This window comes from Streptomyces sp. RLA123 (assembly GCF_056270165.1).
The window spans coordinates 3,890,062-3,915,855 of the sequence record NZ_JBWDOR010000003.1 but is presented as its reverse complement, the minus strand read 5'-3'; the positions used below and the strand labels follow the sequence as shown (position 1 = coordinate 3,915,855).

At 73.9% G+C, this 25,794-nt stretch carries 17 protein-coding genes and 2 pseudogenes; 14 read left to right on the top strand and 5 right to left on the bottom strand.

The window, feature by feature from the left end:
- Positions 1–185: 185 nt before the first annotated feature.
- Entirely contained in the window at positions 186–1,589 is a 1,404-nt protein-coding gene (locus RV983_RS17720) for a serine hydrolase domain-containing protein (protein ID WP_475986740.1), read from the top strand.
- Here RV983_RS17720 and RV983_RS17715 read toward each other — a convergent pair.
- Both RV983_RS17715 and RV983_RS17710 read right to left on the bottom strand, forming a co-directional pair.
- A complete protein-coding gene (locus tag RV983_RS17715) occupies positions 1,586–3,007 on the bottom strand; it encodes an amidase (RefSeq protein ID WP_475986739.1) in 1,422 nt (473 codons plus the stop codon). The genes RV983_RS17720 and RV983_RS17715 overlap by 4 nt on opposite strands.
- Positions 3,008–3,766: 759 nt before the next feature.
- The gene (locus RV983_RS17710; RefSeq protein ID WP_475986738.1) at positions 3,767–4,741 is read right to left on the bottom strand and encodes a lysylphosphatidylglycerol synthase transmembrane domain-containing protein; all 975 of its coding nucleotides are present in this window, start codon (positions 4,739–4,741) and stop codon (positions 3,767–3,769) included.
- Positions 4,742–5,018: 277 nt separating this feature from the next.
- On the opposite strand from RV983_RS17710, the gene RV983_RS17705 reads away from it, so the two are divergent.
- The 10 genes and pseudogenes from RV983_RS17705 to RV983_RS17660 form a co-directional block, all read left to right on the top strand.
- Entirely contained in the window at positions 5,019–5,270 is a 252-nt protein-coding gene (locus RV983_RS17705) for a DUF3817 domain-containing protein (RefSeq protein ID WP_475986737.1), read from the top strand.
- Between the two features lie 63 nt (positions 5,271–5,333).
- Positions 5,334–6,008, top strand: coding sequence for a YoaK family protein (locus RV983_RS17700; protein WP_475986736.1), 675 nt, complete (start codon positions 5,334–5,336; stop codon positions 6,006–6,008).
- A 338-nt stretch (positions 6,009–6,346) separates the two neighbouring features.
- Positions 6,347–7,555 (top strand): ferritin-like domain-containing protein, encoded by a 1,209-nt coding sequence (locus RV983_RS17695; protein WP_475986735.1) that lies wholly within the window; start codon positions 6,347–6,349, stop codon positions 7,553–7,555.
- A 458-nt stretch (positions 7,556–8,013) separates the two neighbouring features.
- The gene (locus RV983_RS17690) at positions 8,014–9,303 is read left to right on the top strand and encodes a glycosyltransferase family 2 protein (RefSeq protein ID WP_475986734.1); all 1,290 of its coding nucleotides are present in this window, start codon (positions 8,014–8,016) and stop codon (positions 9,301–9,303) included.
- The gene (locus RV983_RS17685) at positions 9,300–11,159 is read left to right on the top strand and encodes a right-handed parallel beta-helix repeat-containing protein (RefSeq protein ID WP_475986733.1); all 1,860 of its coding nucleotides are present in this window, start codon (positions 9,300–9,302) and stop codon (positions 11,157–11,159) included. The genes RV983_RS17690 and RV983_RS17685 overlap by 4 nt, the downstream gene beginning before the upstream one ends.
- A 17-nt stretch (positions 11,160–11,176) precedes the next feature.
- Positions 11,177–12,313, top strand: coding sequence for a right-handed parallel beta-helix repeat-containing protein (locus tag RV983_RS17680; protein WP_475986732.1), 1,137 nt, complete (start codon positions 11,177–11,179; stop codon positions 12,311–12,313).
- 185 nt (positions 12,314–12,498) lie between these two features.
- A complete protein-coding gene (locus tag RV983_RS17675) occupies positions 12,499–13,878 on the top strand; it encodes a UDP-glucose dehydrogenase family protein (RefSeq protein ID WP_475986731.1) in 1,380 nt (459 codons plus the stop codon).
- A gap of 178 nt (positions 13,879–14,056) precedes the next feature.
- Positions 14,057–15,015: pseudogene (locus tag RV983_RS17670) on the top strand (Ppx/GppA family phosphatase).
- Between the two features lie 86 nt (positions 15,016–15,101).
- Positions 15,102–16,220: a hypothetical protein gene (locus RV983_RS17665; RefSeq protein ID WP_475986730.1), complete on the top strand. Its 1,119-nt coding sequence runs from the start codon at positions 15,102–15,104 to the stop codon at positions 16,218–16,220.
- A gap of 103 nt (positions 16,221–16,323) precedes the next feature.
- A pseudogene (locus RV983_RS17660) lies at positions 16,324–16,706 on the top strand (SpoIIE family protein phosphatase); the annotation flags it as partial.
- Positions 16,707–16,719: 13 nt separating this feature from the next.
- Here the strand turns inward: RV983_RS17660 and RV983_RS17655 are convergent.
- Entirely contained in the window at positions 16,720–17,712 is a 993-nt protein-coding gene (locus tag RV983_RS17655) for a ricin-type beta-trefoil lectin domain protein (protein WP_475986729.1), read from the bottom strand.
- 253 nt (positions 17,713–17,965) lie between these two features.
- On the opposite strand from RV983_RS17655, the gene RV983_RS17650 reads away from it, so the two are divergent.
- From RV983_RS17650 to RV983_RS17640, 3 genes are read left to right on the top strand one after another with little or no spacing between them, the layout of a single operon-like run.
- The gene (locus tag RV983_RS17650) at positions 17,966–18,541 is read left to right on the top strand and encodes a sigma-70 family RNA polymerase sigma factor (RefSeq protein WP_475986728.1); all 576 of its coding nucleotides are present in this window, start codon (positions 17,966–17,968) and stop codon (positions 18,539–18,541) included.
- Positions 18,538–19,779, top strand: a complete 1,242-nt coding sequence (locus RV983_RS17645; RefSeq protein WP_475986727.1) for a hypothetical protein — start codon at positions 18,538–18,540, stop codon at positions 19,777–19,779. Before RV983_RS17650 ends, RV983_RS17645 begins: the two co-directional genes overlap by 4 nt.
- A gap of 17 nt (positions 19,780–19,796) precedes the next feature.
- Positions 19,797–24,350 (top strand): FtsK/SpoIIIE domain-containing protein, encoded by a 4,554-nt coding sequence (locus RV983_RS17640; RefSeq protein WP_475986726.1) that lies wholly within the window; start codon positions 19,797–19,799, stop codon positions 24,348–24,350.
- A gap of 97 nt (positions 24,351–24,447) precedes the next feature.
- Here the strand turns inward: RV983_RS17640 and RV983_RS17635 are convergent, their stop codons facing one another.
- Positions 24,448–24,753 carry a hypothetical protein gene (locus RV983_RS17635; protein WP_384290250.1) on the bottom strand — a complete coding sequence of 102 codons (306 nt, stop codon included), beginning with the start codon at positions 24,751–24,753 and terminating at the stop codon, positions 24,448–24,450.
- 47 nt (positions 24,754–24,800) lie between these two features.
- Entirely contained in the window at positions 24,801–25,676 is an 876-nt protein-coding gene (locus tag RV983_RS17630; protein ID WP_475986725.1) for a hypothetical protein, read from the bottom strand.
- Positions 25,677–25,794 lie beyond the last annotated feature (118 nt).

Genomic DNA, 25,794 nt, shown 5'->3' with positions numbered 1-25,794 from the left:
AGTGGCTCAGTGGCTCATCCACTCAACCCAACGGTCCGACGCCCCGTCAAGACCCCGGCTGTGGACGGTTGTCACCCGCACGGCCGTTCCCGGCCGCTCTCCGGTCGCCGTTCCCCGGTGAGCGGCTTACGTTCGCGATGGCGCGCCCTCGTCCTCACCCCACGGCCGAAAGGCACAGAACAGACATGACGCCCACGTGCGCACGTCCGCCCAGGAACCGCAGCCGAGTGAGTCGGGCGATCGCGGTGGCGCTGGCCGCCGCGGCCCTCCCCACGGCCCTGGCCTGCGGCGGCCCCGCCCGCACCGACCGGCCGGACGCCACCGCCCCCGCGGCGGCGTCCTCGTCCCCCGCCACCGGGTCCACGGACGGCACGGCCCCGCCCGGCAGCGCGGCCTTCCCCGAGCTGAGCGGCGACACCGCCAAGCGGCTCGACTCGGCGATCCAGGACGTGCTGAAGGAGACGGGCGTGCCCGGCGTGATCGCCGGAGTGTGGGCGAACGGCAAGGGCTCCTACGTGCGCGCCTTCGGCGTGGCCGACAAGCAGTCGGACGCCAAGATGACGTCCGACCTGTTCATGCGCATCGGCAGCGTAACCAAGACCTTCACCGTCACCGGACTGCTCCGGCTGGTCGACCAGGGCAAGGTGAAGCTGGACGACCCGGTCGGGAAGTACGTGGACGGCGTGCCCGGCGGCGACAAGATCACCCTGCGTCAGCTGGCCGACATGCGCAGCGGACTGTTCAACTACTCCGAGGACCAGGGCTTCGACAAGGCGCTGAAGGAGAACCCCGAGCGCGAGTTCCTCCCCGCGGAGCTGCTGGCCTACGCGTTCCAGCACCCCTCGAACTCCGCGCCCGGGCAGAAGTTCCAGTACTCCAACACCAACACGGTGCTGATCGGCATGGTGATCGAGAAGGTCGCCAAGCAGCCGCTCGCCGGCTATCTCCAGCGCAACGTCATCTCACCCGCCCGGCTCGGGCACACGTCCTTCCCCAAGAACGCCTCCCTCCCCGACCCGCACGCCCACGGCTACACGACGGACACGGCCGACGGGCAGGAGACCGACGCCACCGGCTGGAACCCCTCCTGGGCCTGGGCCGCCGGCGCCATGGTCTCCGACCTGCGGGACATGCGCACCTGGGCGCACACCCTGGCCACCGGGACGATCCTCTCCCCCGCGAGCCAGAAGGAGCGCCTGGACTTCAAGCCCACCGGGCTCCCGGGCACCGGCTACGGCCTCGGCATCTTCGACAACCACGGCTGGATCGGCCACAACGGCTCCCTGCCCGGCTACCAGACCGTGGTGGTCTACCTCCCGGACGCGGAGGCGACGGTCGTGCTGCTGCTCAACTCGGACACCGCGCACCAGGGCAGCGAACCCAGCACCCTGTTCGCCCAGGCCGTCACGAAGATCGTGTCGCCCGGCCACGTCTACTCGCTCCCGGCGATGCCCAGTACCCCGCCCACCCCCGTCCCCAGCGCCCCGCCCAGGACGGCCACGCCCTCCGCCTCCCCGAGCGCCAGTCCCGCCGAGCCCACCTCCGGTCCCACCGTCCCCGTCGTACCGCCCACCCCGGGCACGACCTAGCCGACGGCGTACGGCGGCCTGCGGTCCCGCCACGGAACGGCCTGCTCCAGCTGGGCGGCGACGCCCAGCAGCAGGTCCTCCCGGCCCTGGGCGGCGACCAGTTGGACCCCGACCGGCAGCCCCTCGCGGCTCAGGCCCAGGGGCAGGCTGATCGCCGGGTTCCCGGAGACGTTGAACGCCGCCGTGAACGGGCCGTACGCGAACAGCCGCCGCAGCCAGGACCGTACGGTGTGGCGCGGGTCGTCCTGGGCGAGCGTGCCGTGCGGTGCGGGCAGGGCGCCCAGCGTCGGGGTGAGGAGCAGGTCGTACGCGGTGAAGAAGCGGCCGACCGCGCGGGTGACCCGGTGCTGGGCGTCGAGGGCCGCCATCAGCTCCAGCGCGGTGCACGCCTCGGTCTCGGCGAGCACCGCGCGCGACACCGCTTCCAGCCGCGACCGGTCCAGCCGGGGCGCCGCGCGCAGCACCGCCCCGCCGCTCGCCAGCGCGACCAGCACCGAGGCCTCCACCAGCGACTCGCCGTCCACGGCGGGGGAGTCCTCGGTCACGCGGTGCCCGATCCACTCCAGCACCCTGCCCGCGTCCACGGTGACGGCGGCGACCTGCGGGTCGACCGTGCCGCCGGTCCAGGCCGCGGTCGTCAGCGCGATCCGCAGCCGTCCCGGGTCCGCGCGTACGACGTCGGCATAGGGGCGCGGGACCGCCGGCAGGGCCACCTTGTCCCCGGGCACGGGCGCGCCGACGGCGTCGAGGAGGGCGGCGGCGTCCCGGACCGTCCGGGTCAGGGCGAACTCCGCCTGCTGCCCGAAGGCCGCCTCGCCCGCGAGCGGTCCTGACGGCGTGCGGCCCCGGGACGGTTTCAGCCCGACCAGGCCGCAGCAGGACGCGGGGATGCGGATCGAGCCGCCCGCGTCGTTGGCGTGGGCCACCGGCACCGCGCCCGCGGCCACCAGGGCGGCCGCGCCGCCGCTGGAACCGCCGACACCGCGCGCCGGGTCCCAGGGGTTGCGGGTCGGCCCGTAACGCAGTGGCTCGGTGGCGAAGTTCAGCCCGAACTCGGGTGCCGTGGTCTGGCCGAGCGCCACCAGCCCGGCGTCCCGGAAGCGGCCCATCAGGTCGTGGTCGGCGTCCGCGACGGCGCCCCGCACGGCGCGGCTGCCCAGGGTGAAGGGCACGCCCCTGACGAACGGGCCGCCGTCCTTGACCACGAACGGCACGCCCGCCAGCGGTCCGTCCGCGGCGTGGGCGGGTGCCGGGTCGAACAGCGGCAGCGTCAGGGCGTTGAGCCCGGCGCCGGCCTCGGCCAGGGCGTGCCGCGCGACGGTCTCGACCTCGGCGGCGGTCACCTCGCCCGCGCGGATCAACTCCCGCAGGCCGACGGCGTCCTGATCGGCGTACTCGTGCGGCTCCAACGTCCCCACTTCCCCACTCCTGGGGCTCGTGCCCGGCGGTCAGGGTGGCACGCGGCGGCCCCGCCGGCCACGGGTTTTCGCGGGGTCCGGGCGGCCTTCGAGCGCACGGGTGCGGCTCGACGAGGCGGGTGCGTGCTCGGGTGGGCCGGGGGTGGTGGACCTTGCGGTGAGGGCCTGCGGGCCTGGGACGCGCGGCTGCCGGGGAGGGCACGGGCGGGGGTTCCGGCTCGCCGCGTCACCGTCCTGCGGCGGAGGCGGTGAGGGCTTGGGGGTGCGTGCTCGGGTGGGCCGGGGTGGTGCGTGTGGGTCGGCGGATCTTGCGGTCAGGGTCAGCGCGCACGGGCTGAGCGGCTGCCGGGGTGGGCATGGGCGTGGTGTCGACGGGGTGGATCCCGTCTGGGAAGGCTGGGGTTCCGGCTCGCCGCGTCACCGTCCTGCGGCGGAGGCGGTGAGGGCTTGGGGGTGCGTGCTCGGGTGGGCCGGGGGTGGTGGACCTTGCGGTGAGGGCCTGCGGGCCTGGGACGCGCGGCTGCCGGGGTGGGCATGGGCGCGGTTCCGGCTCGCCGCGTCACCGTCCTGCGGCGGAGGCGGTGACGGCTTGGGGGTGCGTGCTCGGGTGGGCCGGGGGCGGTGGACCTTGCGGTGAGGGCCTGCGGGCCTGGGACGCGCGGCTGCCGGGGAGGGCACGGGCGGGGGTTCCGGCTCGCCGCGTCACCGTCCTGCGGCGGAGGCGGTGAGCGCCTCGGGTGCCCAGATGGCGCGCGTCGGTCAGACGACCTTCCAGCGCACGAGCGCGCCGAGTGTCAGCGCGCCCGGGATGAGCGGCAGCCAGACCGTGACGATGCGGAAGCCGAGGACGACGGAGGTGGCCGCCGCCACGGAGGCGCCGGAGGCGACGAGGGCGAAGACGAGCGCGGCGTCGACGGAGCCGAGGCCGCCCGGGGTGGGCAGGGCGGCAGCCGCGATGCTCGCGGCGACGTAGGCGACGGCGACATGGCCGATCGGCACCGGCATCTCGAGGGCCATCGACACGGCGACCAGGCCGGCCGCCTGAAGGGCCGGGAAGGCGAGCGCCCCGGCCCACAGGGCCACCGCGCGCGAGGGGCGGGCGTGCAGCGTGCGGGCGTCGGTGAGCGCGGTGGCCAGGAAGGCCCGGACGGCGGTGCGCACCTTCCGCACGGCCAGCAGGCCGGTCACCGCCACCGCGCAGACGCCCGCGATCACGGCGGCGGTCGTGCCCACCGAGAACGAGATGCCGTTCGGCAGCAGGCCGTGCAGCCGCAGCGCGTGGGGGAAGACGGCGATCAGCAGCACCAGCAGCGCCCCGCGTCCCGCGCACTCGGCGAGGAAGTACAGGGCGATGGCCGCCGCCGACCGGGCCGGCGGCAGGCCGCACGCCCGCATGAAGCGGAGGTTGACCGCGCTCGCGCCGATGCCGGCGGGCAGCAGGTGGTTGGCGGCGCCCGCGGCGAACTGCGTGGCCAGCAGCCGTCCGGCGGGGAGCCGTTCCAGGACGACGCCCTGCCGCATCAGGGAGACCGCGACCCAGCCGAGCCCGGTGGCCGCCATCGCGGCCAGCAGCCAGGCACGGTTGGCGTCGAGGAGTTGCTGCCCGCCGGAGGCGATGAGCGGCCAGTGCAGGACGACCCAGTAGCCGACCAGCACGATGGGGGCCATGCAGGCGATCTGACGGACGGGCAGCCGTCGCATGACGGCTCGGATGTGCTGGATGGATATGACCATGATCTCTTTAGCCCCCGCGCCTCACGCGCCTGTCCGCAGGTACTGTCGTCCCTTCTTGCCCTGCCGACACGACCTTCTGGTGTCCTCCCGCTGACGTGCGGCCGCTGTGCGGATGGCGGAAAGGCGATGCAGGGCGCGGGGCTCGCGCGGCACCTGCGGCGGCGGCGCCGCGCGTACGCCGCCCCGACCCGGCGGCGATGCCGCCGGCACCGCCGCCGTTCACCCCCCGCGGGCACGGGGCGCGCAGCGTGAACGAACCGGCGCCGACCTCGGGAGCGTGACCGCCGTGCGCCCGCCGCGGATCGCCTCCGCCGTCGAACTGCTCTCGCTGATCGTGCTGCTCGCCAGCCTGGCCACCGTCCGTCTGCCGCCGGTCTCCTCCTTCATGGGGCCGGTCCACGGCTGCGCCTACCTCTGGGCCGTCGTCGCCGTGCACCGCGCGGAGGGTTCCGCCACCGCCGCCCGGATCTCCGCCCTGGTGCCGGGCGTCGGCGGCCTGCCGGCGCTGCGCAGGCTGCCCGCGCCGTGACCGGAACACCCCGTCCCGCGCGAGGTGGTGGCGCGCTGCCGCGGGTGCGGCCAGGCTTCCGCCATGGAATCGACGCTCGGCCGGGCCGCCGCCCGCCTCTTCCCCGGGACGCCGGGCCACCACGGGGTGCTGCCGCCGCTGCTGGTCGTCCTGACCTTCGTCACGGGCGTGGTGGACGCGGTCAGCTACCTCGGACTCGGCCGGGTCTTCGTGGCCAACATGACCGGCAATGTGGTCTTCCTGGGCTTCGCGCTCGCCGGGGACCGCGCGCTGTCCGCCGCCGCGTCACTGACCGCGGGGGCGGCGTTCTTCGCGGGTGCGGCGGCCGGCGGGCGGCTGGTGTCACGCGTCGCGCACCCCGTACGGCTGTTCACGCTGCTGGTGGCCGCGCACGCGGTGCTGGTGGCGGTTGCCATGGGGGCCTGCGCCGCGGACGTCTCGCGCTACGTGCCGATCGTGCTGCTCGCGCTGGGGATGGGCCTGCAGAACGCCGTGGTCCGCAAGCTCGCCGTGCCCGATCTGACCACCACCGTGCTCACCCTCACCGTGACCGGGCTCGCCGCGGACCGCCCGGGACCCGCCACCGTGCGCCGGGTGCTGTCGGTCGCGGCCATGTTCGCGGGCGCTCTCGTCGGCGGCCTGCTGCAGATCCGCCACGGCAACGCCGTCGCGCTCGCCCCGGCGCTGCTGCTGCTCGCCGCCGTCGCCCTCGCGGCCGTTCCCGGCTCGCGGGACTGACTTCCCACGCGGGCCCACCGGGCGCCGGGCCTGGGGAAACCCGGCGCCCAGGGCTCTTTCCCCACACACCCGCGGCCGTTCCGCCGCAGCGCTCGGCTGCCCCGCTTCCCGCGTCCCAAACGGCACCCGGAACGACGGCGGTCCCGGCGGCGCGCCGCGAGCCGGCGTCGGTCCCGGCCGCGTCCACGAGGCCCGCGCGCGGTTCGGCGGTCCAGCGCCGTCGTTGCGCCGCACGGGCGGAGCCCGCCGCCACGCCGGGTGCGGGGGCCCGGGGGCACCCGTGACGGCTGGTAGCTTCGCCAGCCTCCGCAGACGGCTCCTCGGGGACGGAGAACTGGGTGACTCAGCGCCGCGACGACACCGACGACGGACCGGGCGACGTCCCGGTCGACGCGCACGACGCCACCGGCGCCCTCGGCAGGCGGGGGTTCGTCGCCTCGGCCGCGCTGGCCGCTGCGGGGCCCGTCGTCCTCGGTGGCCCGGCCCGGGCCGCCGCCCCCGCGCGGGCGGTGCAGCGCGGCACGGTCGCCCGGCTGCTGGACATCCCCGCGCCCGGCCGCGACGTGCGCTGGATCCGGCAGGCCCTGCAGATCGCCGTGCAACTGGAGCTGTCGACCATCCCGCCCTACCTGTGCGCCTGGTGGTCGGTGAAGGACCGCCGCGGCGAGGCGGCCCGCAGGCTCCGGAGCATCGTCGTGGACGAGATGTTCCACATGGGCCTGGTCTGCAACATGCTCACCGCCGTCGGCGGCCGCCCTTGGATCGCGGGCGCGGTGCCGGCGTACCCGGGGCCGCTGCCGGGCGGTGTCCGCAGCGAGCTCACCGTCTACCTGTCCGGGCTCACCAAGGGGTACGTCCACGAGGTGATGATGGGCATCGAGATGCCCGAGAACCCGCTGCTGCGCTCGCTCGGCGGGCCGCCCACGATCGGCGACTTCTACGACGGGCTGCTGGACGCCTTCCGCGACGTCCGGCCCGAACTCGGCGCGCGCGGACAGATGACCGGGCGGATCGGCGGCGACGCGCTGCGGGCGATCACCTCGCCGGGGGACGTCGAATGGGCGATCGAGATCATCAAGGAGCAGGGCGAGGGCACGTCCTCCTCCCCCCAGGCGCACCTGGCCCATGACGCCCTCGGCCACTACTACGCGTTCGCCGAGATCTACCACGGGCGCGCCCTGCGCCGGGTCGGCGGGCTGTGGGAGTTCACCGGCGACCTGGTCCCGTTCCCCGAGGTCCGCCCCATGGGCGTCGTACCGGCCGGCGGCTGGCCCCGTCCGGCGCGTGAACCGGGCCGTCTGCTCCAGCAGTTCGACCTCAGGTTCAGCGACATGCTGCGCGGTCTCCAGACCGCCTGGGCCACAGGTGACCCTCACGCCCTGGACATGGCGGTCAAGGTGATGACGCAGCTGGAGGAGCCCGCTGTCGCCCTCATGGACATGCCCCTCCCCGACGGCAGCGGCCACACCTACGGTCCCCAGTTCCATGTCGTCCACCCCGCGGGCGGCCGTCCCGCCCCCGCCGGCAGCGGCCCGCCGGTCCACTGACCGCCCGTGGTGCACCGGTAGCGGCCCGCCTCGCGAACCGCCGGACGAACCGGACAATCCGGCTGCCCCGAGGGGGCGTTCATCGCGCGTTCACCGGATTCGATGTGACGATGTGATACCCGCCACACAGATTACGGAGTGTCAGTGTTCGCCGCTCCAGGGACCGGGTGTCCGGGCGGCGGCGCCGTGGTGGAACCTGCGAGGGTCCCGGCCTGACGGGGAGCGGGTGACGTCCTTCCGCCCCGTTGGCCAGGGCGGTCGATTTCGGCCGCCGGTCGATCGGTTCAGGTTCACCGAGAGCACTTCCCCTCATGAAGGGACGTTCGTGACCAAAGTGAAGTTTGCGTTACCCGCGTGAAGGCGGTGTGTTTGATGCCCTAGATTCCTCCGTACCTGAGTCGCTTGCGTCGCTTTATTGGTCAATCCCGATTGACCCGGTTCGTGTGGGGGCCTTTTTCATGTCGAGTTTCTTGGACTCGTCCTGGTCATGGCTGGTGGAAACGGTCGGCGAGACGTCCTGGCGGGACGCGATGCCACTGGGCCTCGCCGGCATCTTCGTGTGGGGCCTCTGGCTCTACCGGGCCGTACTGTCCCGGTTCGCGAGACCCGTGGTGAACAACTTCCGCACCACCACCTCCGTCGTCGTGCCCGCCTACCGGGAGGACCCCGACATCCTCCTGGACTGCCTGGACACCTGGCTGGCGCAGAACCCGATGGAGGTGATCATCGTTCCCGACGTGGAGGACCACGAGGTGCTCCGCCGGCTGGCGCAGGTGACCGACCCCCGGGTGCGTGTGATCGCCTTCGAGCACCGCGGCAAGCGCTCCGCGCTCGGCGTGGGCATACGCGCGGCGAGCGGTGAGGTGGTCGTCCTGGTGGACTCCGACACCCGCTGGGAGCCGGGCCTGCTGGACGCGGTGCAGATGCCCTTCGTCGACCCCGCGGTCGGCGGCGTCGGCACCCAGCAGAACGTCTACCTCCGCGGCTCCAGCGTCTGGCGCCGCATAGCCGACTGGCTGGTCAACCTCCGGTACTACGACTACGTCCCCGCGATGGGCCGGGCCGGAGCCGTCGCCTGCCTCTCCGGGCGCACCGCGGCCTACCGCCGCGCGGCGATCACGCCCGTGCTGACCAACCTGGAGGACGAGTTCTTCCTCGGCCGCCGCTGTATAGCCGGCGATGACGGGCGGCTCACCTGGCTGGTGCTGGCCTCCGGCTACAAGACCGTCCACCAGTCCTCCGCCCGCGCGGTGTCGATGTTCCCCTCGTCCTTCCGGGCGTTCGTCAAGCAGCGGGTGCGCTGGAGCCGCAACTCCTACCGCTGCTATCTCACCGCCGTGTACAAGGGCTGGCTGTGGCGTCAGCCGCTGGTCACCAAGATCACGGTGCTGCAGATCCTGCTCACCCCGGTCACCATGGGCATGGCCGTCGGCTACCTGATCTTCAGCCGCCTCGAACTGACCGCCCAGGGCATCGCGCTGGCGCTCATCTGGCTGCTCGTCGGCCGCGGCGTCCGCGGGTACTCGCACCTGCGCCGGCACCCCCAGGAAGTGCTGCTGCTGCCGCTGCTCGCCCTGGTGGTCATCATGATCTCGCTTCCGATCAAGCTCTACGCCTTCGTCACGATGAACAAGCAGGGCTGGCTCACCCGCAGCAGCGACACCATCGGCGGCGAGGGCCAGGACTCCGCATCGCTCGGCTCGACGCAGACGACCGCCACCTCCGGCTTGGGGGCCCTCCACTCATGAACCGCCCGATACCCGCGCGGCGCACCCGCCTCGCGCTGCGCGTCGCGGCGGCGCTGCCCCTCACGGCGCTGCTGCTCGCCCCGACCGTGCCCGCCCTCGCCGACGACGCGGGGGACACGGCCTCGCAGTACACCACGGAGGAGTCCGAGACCCAGACCGCGCTGGTCGCCGGTGAGGACCACCGGCTCGACCAGATCCGCGCGATCGCCGCGGTCGCGCCGCTGAAGGACCTGAAGTACACCAAGCCGTACCGGGCAGGGAACGTCGGCGGCTACACCCTCGTGCTGACCCGGCGCAGCCAGGTGTACACCATTGCCGACCTGCTGAAGCTCGCGCCGCAGACCTTCGTGCGCAAGCCCGACGGGTCGTACCTGCTGACCGAGAACATCTACCTGAACTCCGGCGCCAAGTTGCAGCTGGCCAACCCCGGCGGGCTGAACCTGCACCTGGCCAGCAGTCGGCTTGGCTTCGTCTCCATCGTCTCCTTCGGCGGCCGGATCATGCTCGACGGTGCCCCGCAGGCGCACGTCAAGGTCACCAGCTGGGACCCGCAGAAGAACAAGCCCGACACCGACCCGCGCGACGGACGGGCTTACATCCGCGCCATCGGCGGCCAGTTCTCCATGACCTACGCGGACGTCTCCGACCTGGGCTTCTGGAGCGGCCGCACCGGCGGGCTGAGCCTGACCGGAACCGACCGGCCCAACACCGGCAGCCTCAGTGGTCCGGACGACACGACGGATGAGGACTTCGACCAGCTCAGCAGCAGCGGCGTGCTGGTCGGCCCGGCGGGCAAGGTGAGCACTCCGGACAGCCGCTTCACGGTGCCCAAGCTGTCGTACGTGTCGGCGGACGTCAGCCACTCCACCGTGACCGGCAACGCCTACGGGCTGTTCGCCTCCGGCTCCACCGGGGTCACCATCGAGTCCACCAAGATCCTCAAGAGCCTCCAGGACGGGCTCGTCCTGCACCGCTACGTGACCAACGCGATCGTGGAGAAGACCGAGTCCCGGGACAACGGGGGTGACGGCTTCGTCATGGCCCGCGCCACCCAGCAGGTCCGCGTGACCGGCTCCAAGGCGATCGGCAACGGCGGCAACGGCTTCACCATCAGCGGCCAGGCACTGGCCCACGGCCCCTCCGCCTCCGGTCAGTCCATCAGCAACTACGGCTCCAACTCCGTGTCCAGCAGCACCGCCAAGGACAACGGCCACTACGGCATCGAGGTCCTCGGCGGCACCGACGTCGGCGTGCAGGACAACACCGTCAACGGCGGTGACATGGGCATCGTGGTCCGCAAGGACGCCGAGAAGGTCGCCGTCACCGGCAACCACCTGATCGGCCAGTCCCGGCAGGGGATCTCGGTCCGCGACGGGGTGACCGGCGCCAAGGTCACCGGCAACATCGTGGAGGACGCCGACACGGCCGTGTACGTGCGCGACTCCGTCGCCGAGGTGCGCGGCAACACGGTCGAGAACGCGGGCAACCACGGGGTCTCGCTGGTCGGGAACATCGGGGGATCCACGATCTCCTACAACGTGATCGCCGGCGTCGGGCCGAGCGCCATCGACAGCACCCGCGCCAGCGGCGATGCCACGATGAAGCAGAACCAGACCTTCGCCTGGTACGACACCAGCTCGTTCTGGGTGAAGTTCAAGCACTACGCGAGTCCGATGACCCTGCTGTGGGTCGGCATCCTGCTGCTCATCCTCTTCTCCGCGGCCCTCGGCCGGCGCGGCCGCCGCTCCCAGCAGCTCGGACGCCACCCGTACCTGGACAAGCGCCCGCTGCCCAAGGACAAGGTCCGCGAGGTCCGCCTCGCCGGCCAGGACCGGGTTCCGGTGATGGCCGAATGAAGCAGGGAACCCGGTCCATGTGGGTCTCCGGAGCCGCCCTCGTCATCGCCGTCGTGGCGCTGATCGTGGCGCTGGTCTCCGGCGGCGGGGACAAGTCGCCCGCGGGCGCCACGAAGGACACCGCGCACAGCGCCCCGCCGTCCGCCCCGGCGGAGCCGTCCGACGAACCGTCCGCGCCCGTCACCGGGCCGCTCGGCGCAGCGCCGGAGTCGCCGTCCTCGCCGCAGGCCACCGACTCCGCCAAGGCCTCCGCCGACGCGGTCACCTGCCCGGCGCCCACCGTCATGGTGAGCGACGCCAACTCGCTGGACGACGCTTTGGGCAACGCCATGCCCGGTGACGTCATCGGGCTCGCCGACGGCACCTACCAGGACAAGTTCACCGCCGAGACCGCGGGCACCGCCGACCGGCCGATCTGGGTCTGCGGCGGTCCCGGCGCGGTGATCGACGCCGGCGACATCGACGGCGGCTACGCCTTCCACCTCGACGGCGCCAGCTACTGGCGGCTGGTCGGCTTCACCGTGCGCAACGGCCAGAAGGGCGTGATGGCCGACAAGGTCGAGCACGCCGTCATCCAGGGCCTGACCGTGGAGCACATCGGCGACGAGGCCATCCACCTGCGGAACTTCAGCACCGACAACGTCGTCCGCGACAACACCGTCCGCGACACCGGCCTGCGCAAGCCCAAGTTCGGCGAGGGCGTGTACATCGGCACTGCCGAGTCCAACTGGTGCACGGTCAGCAAGTGCAAGCCGGACAACAGCGACCGCAACGTGGTCACCGGCAACCGCATCAGCGCGACCACCGCCGAGTCGATCGACATCAAGGAAGGCACCACCGGGGGCACCGTCACCCGCAACACCTTCGACGGCTCCGACCTGTCCGGGGACCACAACGACTCGTGGGTCGACGTCAAGGGCAACAGCTGGACGATCTCCTTCAACACCGGTAGCCACGCGGCCGAGGACGGCTTCCAGACGCACGAGATCCTCAAGGGCTGGGGCCGCGGCAACACCTTCAAGGGCAACGTCGCGCACGTGGACGGCCCGGGCTACGGCTTCAACCTCACACCCGTCAACGGCAACAAGGTGGCCTGTGACAACAAGGCCACCGGCGCGGGGAAGGGCCTGACCAACACCGACTGCGCCAGCTGACGCGGCGGATCAGGCCCACCCCGCCGCAGTCCGGTCGCACCGCCGCGCGGGGCCCGTCCTCCCGGACGGGCCGCCGCGGCAGCCGGTCACGCCCCGAAACGCCCCGACAGGCCCGGGACCCGGCGATCCGCGGCGTCCCGCACCAACCCCGACACGCGAAGACACCGAGACACCCTGGAGCGATCATGGCAGCCATCACCCTCGCGGAGGACGTCGCCGGCGCCAGACCCGGCGAAGCCGACGGGACGGTCCCCCGCCTCACCGTCATCGGCACCGGATACCTCGGTGCCACGCACGCCATCTGCATGGCCGTACTCGGCTTCGACGTCCTGGGCGTGGACGTCGACCCGGGCAAGATCGAGCGTCTGTCCGGGGGCGAGGTGCCGTTCTTCGAGCCGGGCCTGCCCGAACTGCTCGCCAAGGCGCTGGACTCCGGGCGGCTGCGCTTCACGACCAGCTTCGAGGAGGCCGCCGAGTTCGGCGACGTCCACTTCATCTGCGTGGGCACGCCCCAGCAGCGGGGCTCCGACGCGGCCGACATGACCTATGTCGACAGCGCGGTGACCGAACTCGCCCGCCACCTGCGCCGGCGCGCCCTGGTCGTCGGCAAGTCCACCGTCCCCGTGGGCACCGCGGCCCGGCTCACCGAACTGGTGCGGAACACCGCACCGGCCGGCGCCGAGGTCGAACTCGCCTGGAACCCCGAGTTCCTGCGCGAGGGCTACGCCGTGGACGACACCCTGCGCCCGGACCGGCTGGTCTTCGGCACCGCCTCGGCCTGGGCCGAGGAGCAGCTGCGTGCCGCCTTCGCCCCGGTGATCGCCCGCGACACCCCCGTGGTCGTCACCGACCTCACCACCGCCGAACTGGTCAAGGTCGCCGCCAACTCCTTCCTCGCCACCAAGATCTCGTACATCAACGCCATGGCCGAGGTCTGCGAGGCCACCGGCGGTGACGTCACCGGTCTCGCCGAGGCGCTGGCCTACGACGACCGGATCGGCGGGCGCTTCCTCAAGCCCGGCCTCGGCTTCGGCGGCGGCTGCCTGCCCAAGGACATCCGGGCCTTCGCGCACCGTGCCGAGGAGCTCGGCGTCGGCCAGGCCGTGGCCTTCCTCCGCGAGGTGGACGGCATCAACAAGCGCCGCCGCGCCCGCACCGTCGACCTCGTGCGCGAGGTGGTGGGCGGCGACCTCACCGGAGTGCGGGTGACCGCTCTCGGCGCCGCCTTCAAGCCCAACTCCGACGACATCCGCGACGCCCCCGCCCTGGACGTCGCGAGCACCCTGCACGAGCTCGGCGCCCACGTCACCGTCGTCGACCCGGCCGCCACCGAGAACGCGCGGCGCAGCCACCCGGAGCTGTCCTACGGCACTGACGCGCTCTCCGCGGCGGCCGGCGCCGACGTCGTGGTCCTGCTCACCGAGTGGACCGAGTTCCGGCAGATCGACCCCGAGGCGATGGGCGCCGTGGTCGCCTCCCGCCGTATCGTGGACGGCCGGCACGCCCTGGACCCCGTCCAGTGGCGCACCGCGGGTTGGGAGTACCGCGCCCTCGGCCGCCCCTGACGCGCCGTCATGCCGGGCCCCGCGCGGGGCCCGGCGGACGCGGTCGCGGTTCCGCCGCGACCGCGGGCGGGCCCCCGGCGGACCGGTGAACCGGGCATGGCGAGGGTAGCCGCGGGGTACGAGAATCGCCCTGCTCGACATCGGCCCGCACACCGCCCACCTGCGTATCGCGGATCTCATGCCGGGGCTCCCGCCGGGGCCGGTCACCTCCCACAAGCAGGCGATCCGGCCGGCCGCGGGCACGGACCGCTCCGGGACGATCGACGACGCGGCGGTGCTCCGGCCGGCCGCGGCGGTGGGCGAGGCGGTCGCCGTCGCGGAGGCCCACCACGTCGACGTGCTGCTGCCGTTCGCCACGTCGTGCGTGCGCGACGCCGCCGACCGCCGGGCCGTGCTCGCCGAAGTACGGGCCGCCACCGGGGTGGAGGTCTCCCACATGGACGGCGAGGAGGAGGCCCGGCTGACCTTCCTCTCCGCACGGGGCTGGTACGGGTGGTCCGCCGGGACCCTCCTCCTGCTCGACATCGGGGGCGGCTCGCTGGAGATCGCCCACGGGCCGGGCCGCGAGCCGGTGTTCGCCGTCTCCCTGCCGCTGGGCGCGGGGCGGCTGACCCGCGACCACCTCCCCGCGGGCGGCCCGAGCCGGGGCGAGGACGTCAAGGCCCCGCGCCGTCACGTCCGTTCGGTCCTCGCCCGGCCCGCGGCCGTGGTGGGCGGGCTGCCGCGGCCCGACCTGAGCGTCGCCGCATCCAAGACCTTCACCCAGCTCGCCTGCCTCACCGGCGCCCCCCGTCCCGAGGCGGGCCCGCAGGTGCCGCGCACCCTCGACCGGGCGGCTCTGGCGGGTGGATCCCACGGCCGGCGGCCCTGTCCGCCGCCGACCGCGCGCGGGTGCCCGGGGTCTCGGCGACCTGCGCCCGGCAGATCCTCGCCGGCGCCGTCGTCGCGGAGGCGCTCATGGACCTGTTCCGCGTCGAGCGTCTCCAGGTGTGCCCCTGGGCGCTCCGCGAGGGGATCCTGCTGCACCGCCTGCGGGAGCCGGAGGGCGTGTTCCCTGGACACGCTCTCCCGCTGCGGCCGGCCGCGCGCGTGGCCGGAGGGTCGGGAGGGGCGGCTGTGGCACGTGTGTCCCGGTGAACTCCCGTCTTCTTGATGGCGCGTCGGGGCGACCGTACGCTGCGGTCTGTTCGCTTCTGATCCGCCGGAGATGGGGAGTTGACGCCTTGTACGGAATGCCGTCCGCACCGCCGACCGACGAGGACATCCTCCGGGCAGTGGAGGGGTACCTGTCCGAGCGGAGCGGCGGGCCCGTCCGTTTCGGCTCCCCCACCGCCGTGCGGATCTCCTGGCACTCGCTGCTGGACTGCCGGATCGTACGGACCACGCAGACGCGCACCGAGAGCGCGCGGACCCACAAGGGCCGTATCGACCTGTCGAAGCGCGCGGTCTACACCGACCTGGCGGCCCACAGGACCGACCCGCCGCCGGAGCCCGGCCGGCCGCGGCGGATCGAGCTCGTCCAGCGGGACTCGCTGCGCGAGCGGCCCTGCGAATGCGGCAACGGGACGTGGCACTGCAAGCGGTGCGAGGGCCGCGGTGACCTGCCCTGCGACACCACGGTCGTCTGCGCCGCCTGCCGCGGTCTGGACCCCTGCACGGCGTGCGAGGGCACCGGCCGCTCCCGTGGCCGCGCGTCCGCGCGCCGTGGTGCGGCGGACGGTACCGCCCGGGTCCCGGCCGCGGCCTCGTCCGAGCGCGTCCGCTGCGCGAAGTGCCGCAGCCCGCACGCGGCCTGCCCCAAGTGCGCGGGCCGCGCCCGTACGGAGTGTCCCAAGTGCGCGGGCCGCGGCTCCGTCCCGTGTCCGCAGTGCAAAGGGTCCGGCACCGTCCCGCACGACGCCTGCGGCGGCACCGGCGCGATCACCACATGGACGGGCGCCGTCATCGAGGAGCGCGACCGCACCGACGCGGTGACGCTGCCGGAGAAACGGCCGCCCGGCCGGGCACGGCGCCGCGCCCGGTCCGCCGGGGACTGGCGCGAGACGGTCCTGACCTCGTCCCGCGCCGATCTGCCGGCCGACTTGGAGGACGAGCACCACAACGCGATCGCCCCCCTGCTGGGCCGCACCGCCGGCGAGGTCGCGCGCCGCGTCACCATCCGCCATCTGCCCCTCGCCCGGCTCGCCGCCGACCAGGAGCCGGACCGGGTCTTCTACGTCTTCCCCGGTCGTTCCGGTCTGGAGGTCGTCCCGCTCCCGTCCCGGCAGCGGGTACTGCGGGCGACCGCGGTGGGGGTGGCGGCACTGGTGGTGGCCCTGCTCGTGCTGGCGCTGGTCCTGTGACGCGTCATGGCGCCCCGCCGCGGGGCCGGGGATCTGCCCGGCGGGGGAGGCCGGCGCGTGCCGGTCTTGAGGGGGGCGCGTTGCCGGTGGGTGTGGAATGAGTGCGGGGCGGCCCGGCGCCGACCGCCTGGAGGTCGTCAACCGCGGCCCCGCGCCGCCGCTGCTGATGCGCAGCGACGGCGGCATCCTGCCCGTCGAACCGCGGCGCCCGACGCCGCCGCCCGGGCTGCGGGCCCTGACCGGCCAGACCCCGGCCCTCCAGGTGCCGCCGTTCGCCGACGGCGACCGACTGCTGCTCTGCACCGACGGAGTCATCGAGGCCGCGCTCGCGAGTTCTACCCGAGCGCCGACCGGGTCCCGCTGCACCTGACCGACGAGCCGTCCCGCACCCTGACCGCGCTCAGCGACGAACTGCTCAGCCACGTCGGCTGCCGCCTCCACGACGATGCCGCGCTCCTGCTGCTGCGCAAGCCGGCGGCCGTCTGAGCGCCGGGGCGGATCAGCCCTTGCGCCACTTCTGGTTGGACTGGCCGTTGCACGTCCACAGCTGCAACCGCGTGCCGGAGCCGGTGCCCTCGTCCAGCACGTCCACGCACTTGTCGGCCTGCTGGTTCACCAGGTCGCCCGCGGCGCTCAGGTAGAACTGCTGGGCCCCGTTGCCCCGGCAGTTCGCGAGCTGGATGACCGCGCCGTTGGCGGTGGATCCCCAGGCCACGTCCATGCACAGGCCCATCGCGCGCAGGCTGCCGTCGGAGGCGAAGACCCACTTCTGGTTGGCCATGCCGTCGCAGTTCCAGAGCTGCAGCGGGGTGCCGTCCTTGGCCGTGCCGCCGGTGGCGTCGGTGATGTCGATGCACCGGCCGGACGCCGATCCGATCAGGCCCGTACCGGGCACGACCGGGGGCTTCCCGGAGCCGCCGGACCCGCCGGTGCTTCCCGAACCGCCCGAACCCCCCGAGCCGCCGGCGGGCTTGCCGGTGGCGGTCGCGGTGGCGCCGCCGGTGTGCGGGGTGCCGGCGGTGTGGTCCTGCCCCCCGGTCCCGGTCTGCTGCCCCGACGTTCCGCTGCCGCCGGCGGGCAGCCCGGCGCCGCCCGTGCCCTGACCGCCTGTGCCCTGACCACCCGTGCCGGCCGCTCCGGACGGCCGGGAGCCACCGGGCGCGCCGTGCCGCCCGGGCCGCGCGGAGGGGGCACCGGGGCTGCCGGAGGCGGTCGCCCCGGGCTCGGGAGCGTTTTCGGCGACCGTCCGGACGGAGGTCGCGGGCGACTCCGAGAACAGGTCGATCCGCCCGATCAGGGGCACGATCAGGACACCGGCCACGGCCAGCGCCACCGCCCCGACGGCGGTGATCCACACCCGCCTGCCGGGCAGCAGTCCGCGTCGCGGCTGGGCGGGACGGCGGGCGAAGGTCTCGGTGAACGGTGCCGCCGGGTCACCGGTCCGGTCCTCGGACGGACTGCCGGAGGAACCGGAAGAGAGAACGGACGGCACGACGTCTCCTCAAAGGCGCGAAGAATTCATCGGAAAACATCACAGGGGGCATAGGAAAAGGCCAGCGTCCCCGTCGCGGCAGCGTCGGCGTCACGGGAGCACCCACACCGTAGCGAACTCCTGCCACTGTACGATCGCGGCTGGGAACGGATGGCCGAATGCCGGCCGATGTTGCCCGACTGCGGTTGTGCGTCCTGTCGTGGGCGCTGATTTAATCACCGCCGCAATCATCTTCGATCCCTGGGGAGAGGTCGTGAGCCTCGTCGACCATGGCCGCACAGGCGGGGAAGAGGACGCTGTCGCGCTCCTCCTCGCCGAACGGGACAGCCTCCGCCGCTTCGTCACGGGGCTGATCGGACGCGACCCCCACACCGTGGAGGACGTGGTCCAGGAGACCCTGCTGCGGGCCTGGCAGCTCGCCCCGCTCCTGGAGTGGCGCGAGCGGCCGATCCGCATGTGGCTGTTCCGGGTGGCCCGCAACCTCGTGGCCGACCGGGTCCGCAGGAACCGTGCCGTGCCCATCGGGGTCACACCGGACGACTTCGCCGCGGCGACCACCGCGTCCGTCCCGGACCACGCCGAGGAGGTCGGGGACCGCCACGTGCTGGTCGAGGCCCTGCACGCACTCGCCCCCGCGCACCGCGAGGCGGTGGCCCGGGTCCACCTGCTCGGGCAGACCGGGGAGGACGTGGCCCGCGCCCTGGGCGTGCCGCGGGGGACGGTCAAGTCCCGTACCCACCACGGCATCCGGGCGCTGCGCGACGAACTCGGCGCCCGCGGGCTCGCCGGACCGGCGGGCGACGCCGTGCGCGGAAGGGACGCCGCATGATCGCCGGGGGCGGGCTGACCGCCTGGCTCGGCCTGGCCGGCGCCGTCATCCTCGTCGTGACGGTGACGCACTGGCTGGTGCGGCGCGGCGGCGGCTGGAAGGCCCTGTTCCGCCGCACGCGACACGAAGTGCGTCTGACGGTGCGGGCGTTCACCGTGCCGGTGCGCACCGAGGTGCGCTACCGGCGCCGGCTGCGGCTGCTGCTGCGGCTCCTGAGGGACCCGGCCCTGTGGGCCGACGCGGAGCGGGCCATGACCCGGGCCGCGGCCGTCGACCCGGCGGCCCTCCCGTACGGCGTGCTGGCCGGGCCCGACCTGGTGGGCGTGCTGGTCGCCGCCGGTACGGCGCAGGGCACCGAGGTGCCCGTACCGCCCGAGCCGTGGGCGGCGGACGCCGCCGACCCGCGCCTGTGGTGGATCGCCCGCGCGGACGTGGCCGACACCAAGAACGCCGAGTACCCCGAGAACGCCGAGTACCCCGAGAACGGGGAGAACGCGCAGGACACCGGCGCCGCCGCCGTGCCGCTGCTGGTCTGCGCGGGCACCGACGGACGCAACGTGGTGCTGCTGGACCTGTACACCGGGCCGCCCGCGGTCTCCGTGCACGGCGCACCGCGCGCCTCCCGCGCGGTGCTCCAGGCCCTCGCCGCCCAGCTGGAGGTCCGGCTGCCGGCGGGCTCGGTCGCGGTCGCGGCCGGGGTGCACCCGCGGCACACGGGGCGGCCGGCGGCGGAGATCGTGGACCAGCCCGGGATCGCCTTCGCGGTGTGCGCGGAGCCGGTCGACCGGCCGCTGCCGGACGGCGTGCGGCTGCTGACCCTGGGCGCCGCCCGGGGCCGGGTGCGGCTGCTGGCCGTGGCACGGGACGGGATGCTCACCGTCCACGGCGCCCCCGCGGTCGGGCGGATCGACGCCCTGCCGCTGTCGCGCGCGGTGGTCAAGGCCCTGCACGACCTGCCGCCCTACCCGGCCTCGGCCGGGCCGGACGACGAGCCGCCGGTCGTCCTCGCGCCCGTCGTGCACCCCGACGTCCTGCCCGCCGGTGTCGCCGCGGCACCCCACGACGATCTGGCCGAGCCCGACTTCGCGCTCGGGGTCACCTCCGAGGCCGCACCGGCACCGGCCGCCGCACCGGCCGCACGGCGCCCCGCCGCCGCGGACGGCCTCGCCGACGACGACCTCGCCGAGCCCACGACCTCCGGCATCGCCGGCGTCTCCGCAGCACCTCAGACGCCCTGACGCACCGACGGGAAACCGTGAACCTCACCATCACCACCGTGGACAGCGCGGACGGACTCCGCCGCGACCACCAGTTGCGGCTCCCCGCCGACGCCACCGTCGGGGAACTCGCCGCGGCACTGGAGCAGCAGCACGCGCCGGCCACCGGGGCCGGCTCCGGGCCGGAGTGGGCGGCCGCCGCCGCACCCGCCGCCCGGCCCCTGTACACGGGCGGCCACCGCCTGGACCCCGCCGCCCGCGTTGCCGGCGCCGGTGTCCGGGACGGGGGCCTGCTGGGCCTCGGCGGCCCCGCCGTGGCCGCCGACCTGGTGCGGCTCGCCGGCGACGACGAGCTGGAACTGGCCGAGGTGCACGTGGTGTCCGGCCCCGGCGCCGGACGCACCTGGCGGCTCGGCCCCGGCAGCCACGAGATCGGCTCCGACCCGCTGTGCGCCATCCGGCTCGACGCCCTGGCCGGGGGCGTGCCCGCCCGCGGCCTGTGGGTGACGGTCGCCCCCGACGGGACCGCGTCCTGGCACCGCACGTCCGAGGAGCCCGGCGGATCGGTGCGGGCGCGCGTGGCGGCCCCGCCGCCGGACGACGCCGTCACCGCCCTGCGTCGTCCCCGCCCGCTGCGGGTGGCCACCGAGCGCACCGGCGCCCCGGGGCAGCCCGTGCCCTGGCCGGCCGGGGAGGACCTGACCGTGGGATCGGTGCTGCTGCGGCTCAGCGCGCCGGTCGAGGCGGACGCCGCCGTCACCCCGTCCGCCGACGGGTACGGGATCGACTACAACCGCCCGCCGCGGATCGCCCCGCACCTGGACGCCGAACGGGTCCGGCTGCCGTCGCCGCCGTCGCCGCCGAACAAGCGTCCCTTCCCGGCCGTGATGATGCTGTCGCCGGTGATCCTCGGCCTGTTCATGATCAGCATCTTCAAGTCGTACTACTTCATCGTCTTCATCCTGCTCGGCCCCACCATGCTGGTCTCCAACTGGGCCACCGGCCGGCGCACCGCCCGCAAGGACTACGAGGAGGCGGAGCGGCAGTACGCCCGGCGCCGCGCCACGCTGGAGGAGGGCGTCCGCGAGGCGGTCGCCCGGGAGCGCACCGTGCGCGACATCACCGGGCCGGACCCGGCCGCCGTCGCCCTCATCGCCACCGGCCCCGGCGGCCGGCTGTGGGAGCGGCGCCGCCACGACCCCGACCACCTCGTGCTGCGCCTTGGCACCGCCGACCAGCCCTCGCTGCGCGAGCTGGAGGACCCCTCCCGCGACGAGAACCACCGCGCGATCCGCTGGAACATCCCCGACACCCCCATCGGCGTCGACATCCCGGCGCACGGCGTGGTCGGCATGGCCGGTCCCGCGGCGGACGTACAGCCGCTCGCCCGCTGGCTGGTGATGCAGGCGGCCGTTCTGCACAGCCCCCGCGACCTGCGGGTCATCGTCCTCACCGCGCCCGAGCGGGCCGCCGACTGGGCCTGGGTGCGGTGGCTGCCGCACCTGCGCCCCGCCGGCTCGGCCGGGCCCGTCGTCCTGATCGGCAACGACGCGGAGTCCACCAACGCCCGGGTCGGCGAGCTGGTCTCGCAGATCGAGTCCCGCAAGCGCGCGATCGGGGCGGACCGCAACGCCGGCTTCCGTGAGGCCGACGTGCTGGTGATCGCCGACGGCGCCCGCCGGCTGCGCGACGTGCCCGGCATGGTGCAGGTGCTCACCGAGGGCCCGGGCGTGCGTGTCTTCAGCCTCTGCCTGGACGAGCAGGAGCGGCTGCTGCCCGAGGAGAGCACCGGCGTGGTGCTCGCCACCGGCGGCCGGCTGACCGTCAAGCGCCCCGGCACCCCCGACGTCCCGGCGGTCCGCGCCGACCAGGTCGCGGCGCAGTGGTGCGAGCAACTGGCCCGCGCGCTGGCGCCCGTCCGGGACGTCAGCCCCGAGCACGACGCCGGACTCCCACAGCGGGTACGGCTGCTGGACCTGCTGGGCCAGGAGCCGCCCAACGCGGAAGCCCTTCTGGAGGGCTGGCGGAACCGGCCCGCGTCCACCTCCTTCGTGCTCGGCAGCGGCTTCGACGGGCCGCTCTCCCTGGACCTGGTGCAGGACGGCCCGCACGGCCTGGTCGCGGGGACCACCGGCTCCGGCAAGTCCGAGCTGCTGCAGACCTTCGTGGCCTCCCTCGCCGCCGCCAACCGGCCCGACGAGCTGACCTTCGTCCTCGTCGACTACAAGGGCGGCAGCGCCTTCAAGGAGTGCGCGCACCTCCCGCACACCCTGGGCATGGTCACCGACCTCGACGCCCACCTGGTGGAACGGGCCCTGGAGTCGCTCGGCGCCGAACTGCGCCGCCGCGAGCAGGTGCTCGCCGCCGCCGATGCCAAGGACCATCCCGAGTACCGCGCCAAGCGCGCCGCCGACCCCACGCTCGCGCCGCTCCCCCGGCTGCTGCTGGTCATCGACGAGTTCGCGACCCTGGTGCGCGAGGTGCCCGAATTCGTGCCCGGCCTCATCAGCATCGCCCAGCGCGGCCGTTCGCTGGGCATCCACCTGATCCTGGCCACCCAGCGCCCGGCCGGTGTGGTGACCGGCGACATCCGGGCCAACACCAACCTGCGCATCGCGCTGCGGGTCACCGACCAGACCGAGAGCCAGGACATCATCGACACCCGGGACGCGGGCGACATCTCGCCCGCCACCCCGGGACGCGCCCTGATCCGCCGCGGGCCGAAGTCGGCAGAGCCGTTCCAGACCGCCTGGGTCGGCGCCGAGCGTCCGCGCCCGCGGGCGGAGGGAACCCCCGAGCCGCAGGCCGGGGCCCGCAAGGCGGTCCGCGTCGGCGAACTGTCGTGGGACGGGCTGGGGCGGCCCGCCGTCCTGCCCGCCGAGCCCGCCGCGGCCGCCGTCGCACCGCAGAGCCCGGCACCGACCGACCTCCAGGAACTCGTCGCCGAGATCCGCGCGGCCGCGGACGGGCTGGAGGACTTCACCCCCCAGCCCAGCCCCTGGCTCCCGCCGCTCCAGGACGCACTGGTCCTGGACGACCTCGACGCGTTCGGCTCCGCCCGCGAGGGGCGGCTGCTCATCCCGTACGCGCTGGAGGACGTGCCGCAGCTCCAGCAGCGCCGGGTGGCCGTGGCCGACCTCTCGTCCTTCGGGCACCTGTACGTCATCGGCTCCCCGCGCTCCGGCCGCACCCAGGTGCTGCGCACCCTGGCCGGCTCCGCCGCGCGCAAGGTGAGCAGCGCGGACGTGCACCTGTACGGGATCGACGCGGGCGGCGGCGGTCTGGCCGCCCTCAGCGCGCTGCCGCACTGCGGTGCCGTGGTCTCCCGGCATGACATGGAGCGACTCGGGCGCCTGCTGCGCCGCCTCAACCAGGAGCTGACGAATCGTCAGGATCTGGCGCAGCAGCACAACGCCACCGGCATCGCCGAACTGCGCCGGCTGCTCCCGGCGGCCGAGCGTCCCGCGCACATCCTGCTGCTCGTCGACGGCTGGGACTCGCTGTCCGTCATCCTCGACGAGCACGACCACGGCCAGCTGGTCCAGGAGGTGATCCGGCTGGTGCGCGAGGGCGCGGGAGCCGGCATCCATGTCGTCGCCACCTCCGAACGCTCCCTGCTGGGCGGGCGGATGGCCGCCCACAACGACCACAAGCTGCTGCTGCGGCAGGGTGACCGCAGCGACTACCAGGCAGTCGGCCTGATGCCCGGCAAGATCCCGTCGCACATCCCGCCCGGCCGCGGCTGGCATGTCCTGACCGGCACCGAGACCCAGGTGGCGCAGCTCGCCCCGGGCGGCGGCACCGAGCAGGCCGAGGCGCTCCGCTCGATCGGCGAGACCGCCCGCAGGCGGGACGCCCGGGTGCCGCAGGAGCGCCGGCCGTTCCAGATCGCCTCGCTGCCGCGGTCGGTGGAGTTCGCGGAGACGTACGACAAGGTGCCCGCCGCCTCCCGGCGCCCGCTGTGGGGCCTGCTGGGCGTCGGCGGCGACTCCGGCGAGCCCGTCGGTGCGGACCTCGCCGGCTCGTCCTCGGTGTTCGGCGTGCTCGGCCCCGCCGGGTCCGGACGCAGCAACGCCCTTGCCTCGCTGGCCGTCTCGCTGCTGGCCGGCGGTACCTCGCTGGTCGTCCTGACCCCCCGCGAGTCGCCGCTGCGGGCGCTCGCCCGGCACGCGACGGCCCGGGTGCTCACCGAGCCGGACCCGTCGGCGGACGACGTGCGGGCGGCGCTCGACGCGCTGCACGGCCCCCGGGTGGTGATGGTCGACGACGCCGACCTGCTGATGAACCCGGCCGCGGACAAACTCCTCAAGGAGATCACGGTCTCCGGCCGCGACCAGGGCCTCGGCCTGGTCTACGCCGCCTCCGCCGACGGACTCCAGGGCGGCCTCAGCGGCTGGACGGTCAGCGCCAAGCGCGCCCGCCGTGGCCTGCTGCTCGGCCCGAAGACCCTGTCCGAGGGCGATCTGATCGGTGTACGGCTGCCGCAGAGCGTCGTACGGTCGGTCGCCCACCCGGGTCGCGGCTGGACCGCGGGCCCGGGCGGCACGGTGATGGCCGTCCAGGTGCCGTTGACGACGCTGCGCGCCGAGTAGCGCGCCGGAACGGCGAAGGGGCCGGACGGGAAGCGCGCTTCCCGTCCGGCCCCTTCTGTGTGTTCGCCGTGCTTCGCCCTGCTTCGCCGTCCGGCGATCAGCCCTTGGTGAGGCTGCTGCTGATGCCCTGGTCGAACTGGATCGCGTTGTCCTTGATGCCCTTGAACATCTCCGAGAAGTCGTTGATGCCCTTCACGGCGGCCAGCAGGCTGGTGTCGAAGTTGTTGTAGGTCGTCCGGATGACCTCACTGGACTGCTGGAAGACCATGCCGTCGTCGACGAGGGTGTTGACCCGGTTGCGCAGGTTGCTCAGCACCGGGAGCAGGTTCTCGTGGGCGTCGTGGAGCAGGGCCACGACCTCCTCGATCTTGGCGTAGTCGAGGTTGATGCCGTTGTAAGCCATGGTCGTCCTGTCCGTTCTGGATTGTCGGTGGGGGTACCGGGGGAGGGCTACGCGATGTGCGGGTTGGTGCCGCCGGGCGGGTGCGGGGGCGGCCGGTCGCCGCCGTTGTGGCTGCCGGACCCGGATCCCGAGCCGTTCGGGCCGTCGTCGCCGTCGACCGGCTGCCAGTCCGGCTGCTTGCCGGAGCCGTCCTTGGGCCCGCGGGTGTACTCGGTGTGGTCGCCGTCGCTGCCGGTGACGGTCATGGTGCCGCTGCCGTCGCTGTGGAGGCTGGTCACCGAGTGGACCGTGCTTCCGTCCGGGTACGAGGTGTCCGTCGTGTAGTTCAGCCCGTCGGAGCTGTAGTTCGTGGTCGAGGTGTACGTCTTGCCGTCGTAGGTGACGGTCGACACCTCCTTGATCACGTGGTGGTTCGCGTCGAGCGTCAGATCCGTGACGACGCTGCCGCGCGAGGTGTCGATCTGCTGATGCAGGGGCGGCTGGTCGCCGGGATTCGTGGCGGAGCAGAAGTCCGGCATCGTGCCGTCCGGGCCGGGCACGCAGTCCTTGAGGTGGGCCTGCTTGTAGTCCCACAGGTCCTTGTCGTGGAAGTAGTTCTGCAGGGCCAGGTTGTTGCCCGTGATGCCCATGCCCTGGGCGAGTCCGGAGTCGAAGGACATGAACGCCTCGCCGACCGACCCGAAGGCACCGGCCAGTTCCTTCAGGCCCTTGTCCGCCCGGCTCATCGTGCTCTGGGCGTTGTTGTAGAAGTCGCTGAGCGCCTCGGCCAGCCCGGCGTCGCCCAGCACGGTGTAGCCGTCGCCCTGGCCCAGCTGCGAGAACAGGCTGTGGTCGAGGAGCGGCCCGATGCTGCCGGCCAGGTTCTCCAGGTCCTTCTTGGCATCGTTGAGGACGTCGTAGTCGATCTTGAGTTTGTCGGGCAAGAGGGCCTCCCGGTCCCCGTCGAGACTCCGGTCAGCAGGACCACGCGCGGGCGGCCCGGGCGGTTCACCTCCGGCCGCTTGTGTAGCGCACGTCACGTGAACCGCACCCCGCGCTCGT

Excerpts from the sequence above, each read along its gene's own strand:
- RV983_RS17720 (WP_475986740.1), top strand. The coding sequence starts at position 186 with ATGACGCCCACGTGCGCACGTCCGCCCAGGAACCGCAGCCGAGTGAGT.
- RV983_RS17710 (WP_475986738.1), bottom strand. The coding sequence starts at position 4,741 with ATGGTCATATCCATCCAGCACATCCGAGCCGTCATGCGACGGCTGCCC.
- RV983_RS17700 (WP_475986736.1), top strand. The coding sequence starts at position 5,334 with ATGGAATCGACGCTCGGCCGGGCCGCCGCCCGCCTCTTCCCCGGGACG.
- RV983_RS17690 (WP_475986734.1), top strand. The coding sequence starts at position 8,014 with ATGTCGAGTTTCTTGGACTCGTCCTGGTCATGGCTGGTGGAAACGGTC.
- RV983_RS17685 (WP_475986733.1), top strand. The coding sequence starts at position 9,300 with ATGAACCGCCCGATACCCGCGCGGCGCACCCGCCTCGCGCTGCGCGTC.
- RV983_RS17680 (WP_475986732.1), top strand. The coding sequence starts at position 11,177 with ATGTGGGTCTCCGGAGCCGCCCTCGTCATCGCCGTCGTGGCGCTGATC.
- RV983_RS17675 (WP_475986731.1), top strand. The coding sequence starts at position 12,499 with ATGGCAGCCATCACCCTCGCGGAGGACGTCGCCGGCGCCAGACCCGGC.
- RV983_RS17645 (WP_475986727.1), top strand. The coding sequence starts at position 18,538 with ATGATCGCCGGGGGCGGGCTGACCGCCTGGCTCGGCCTGGCCGGCGCC.
- RV983_RS17635 (WP_384290250.1), bottom strand. The coding sequence starts at position 24,753 with ATGGCTTACAACGGCATCAACCTCGACTACGCCAAGATCGAGGAGGTC.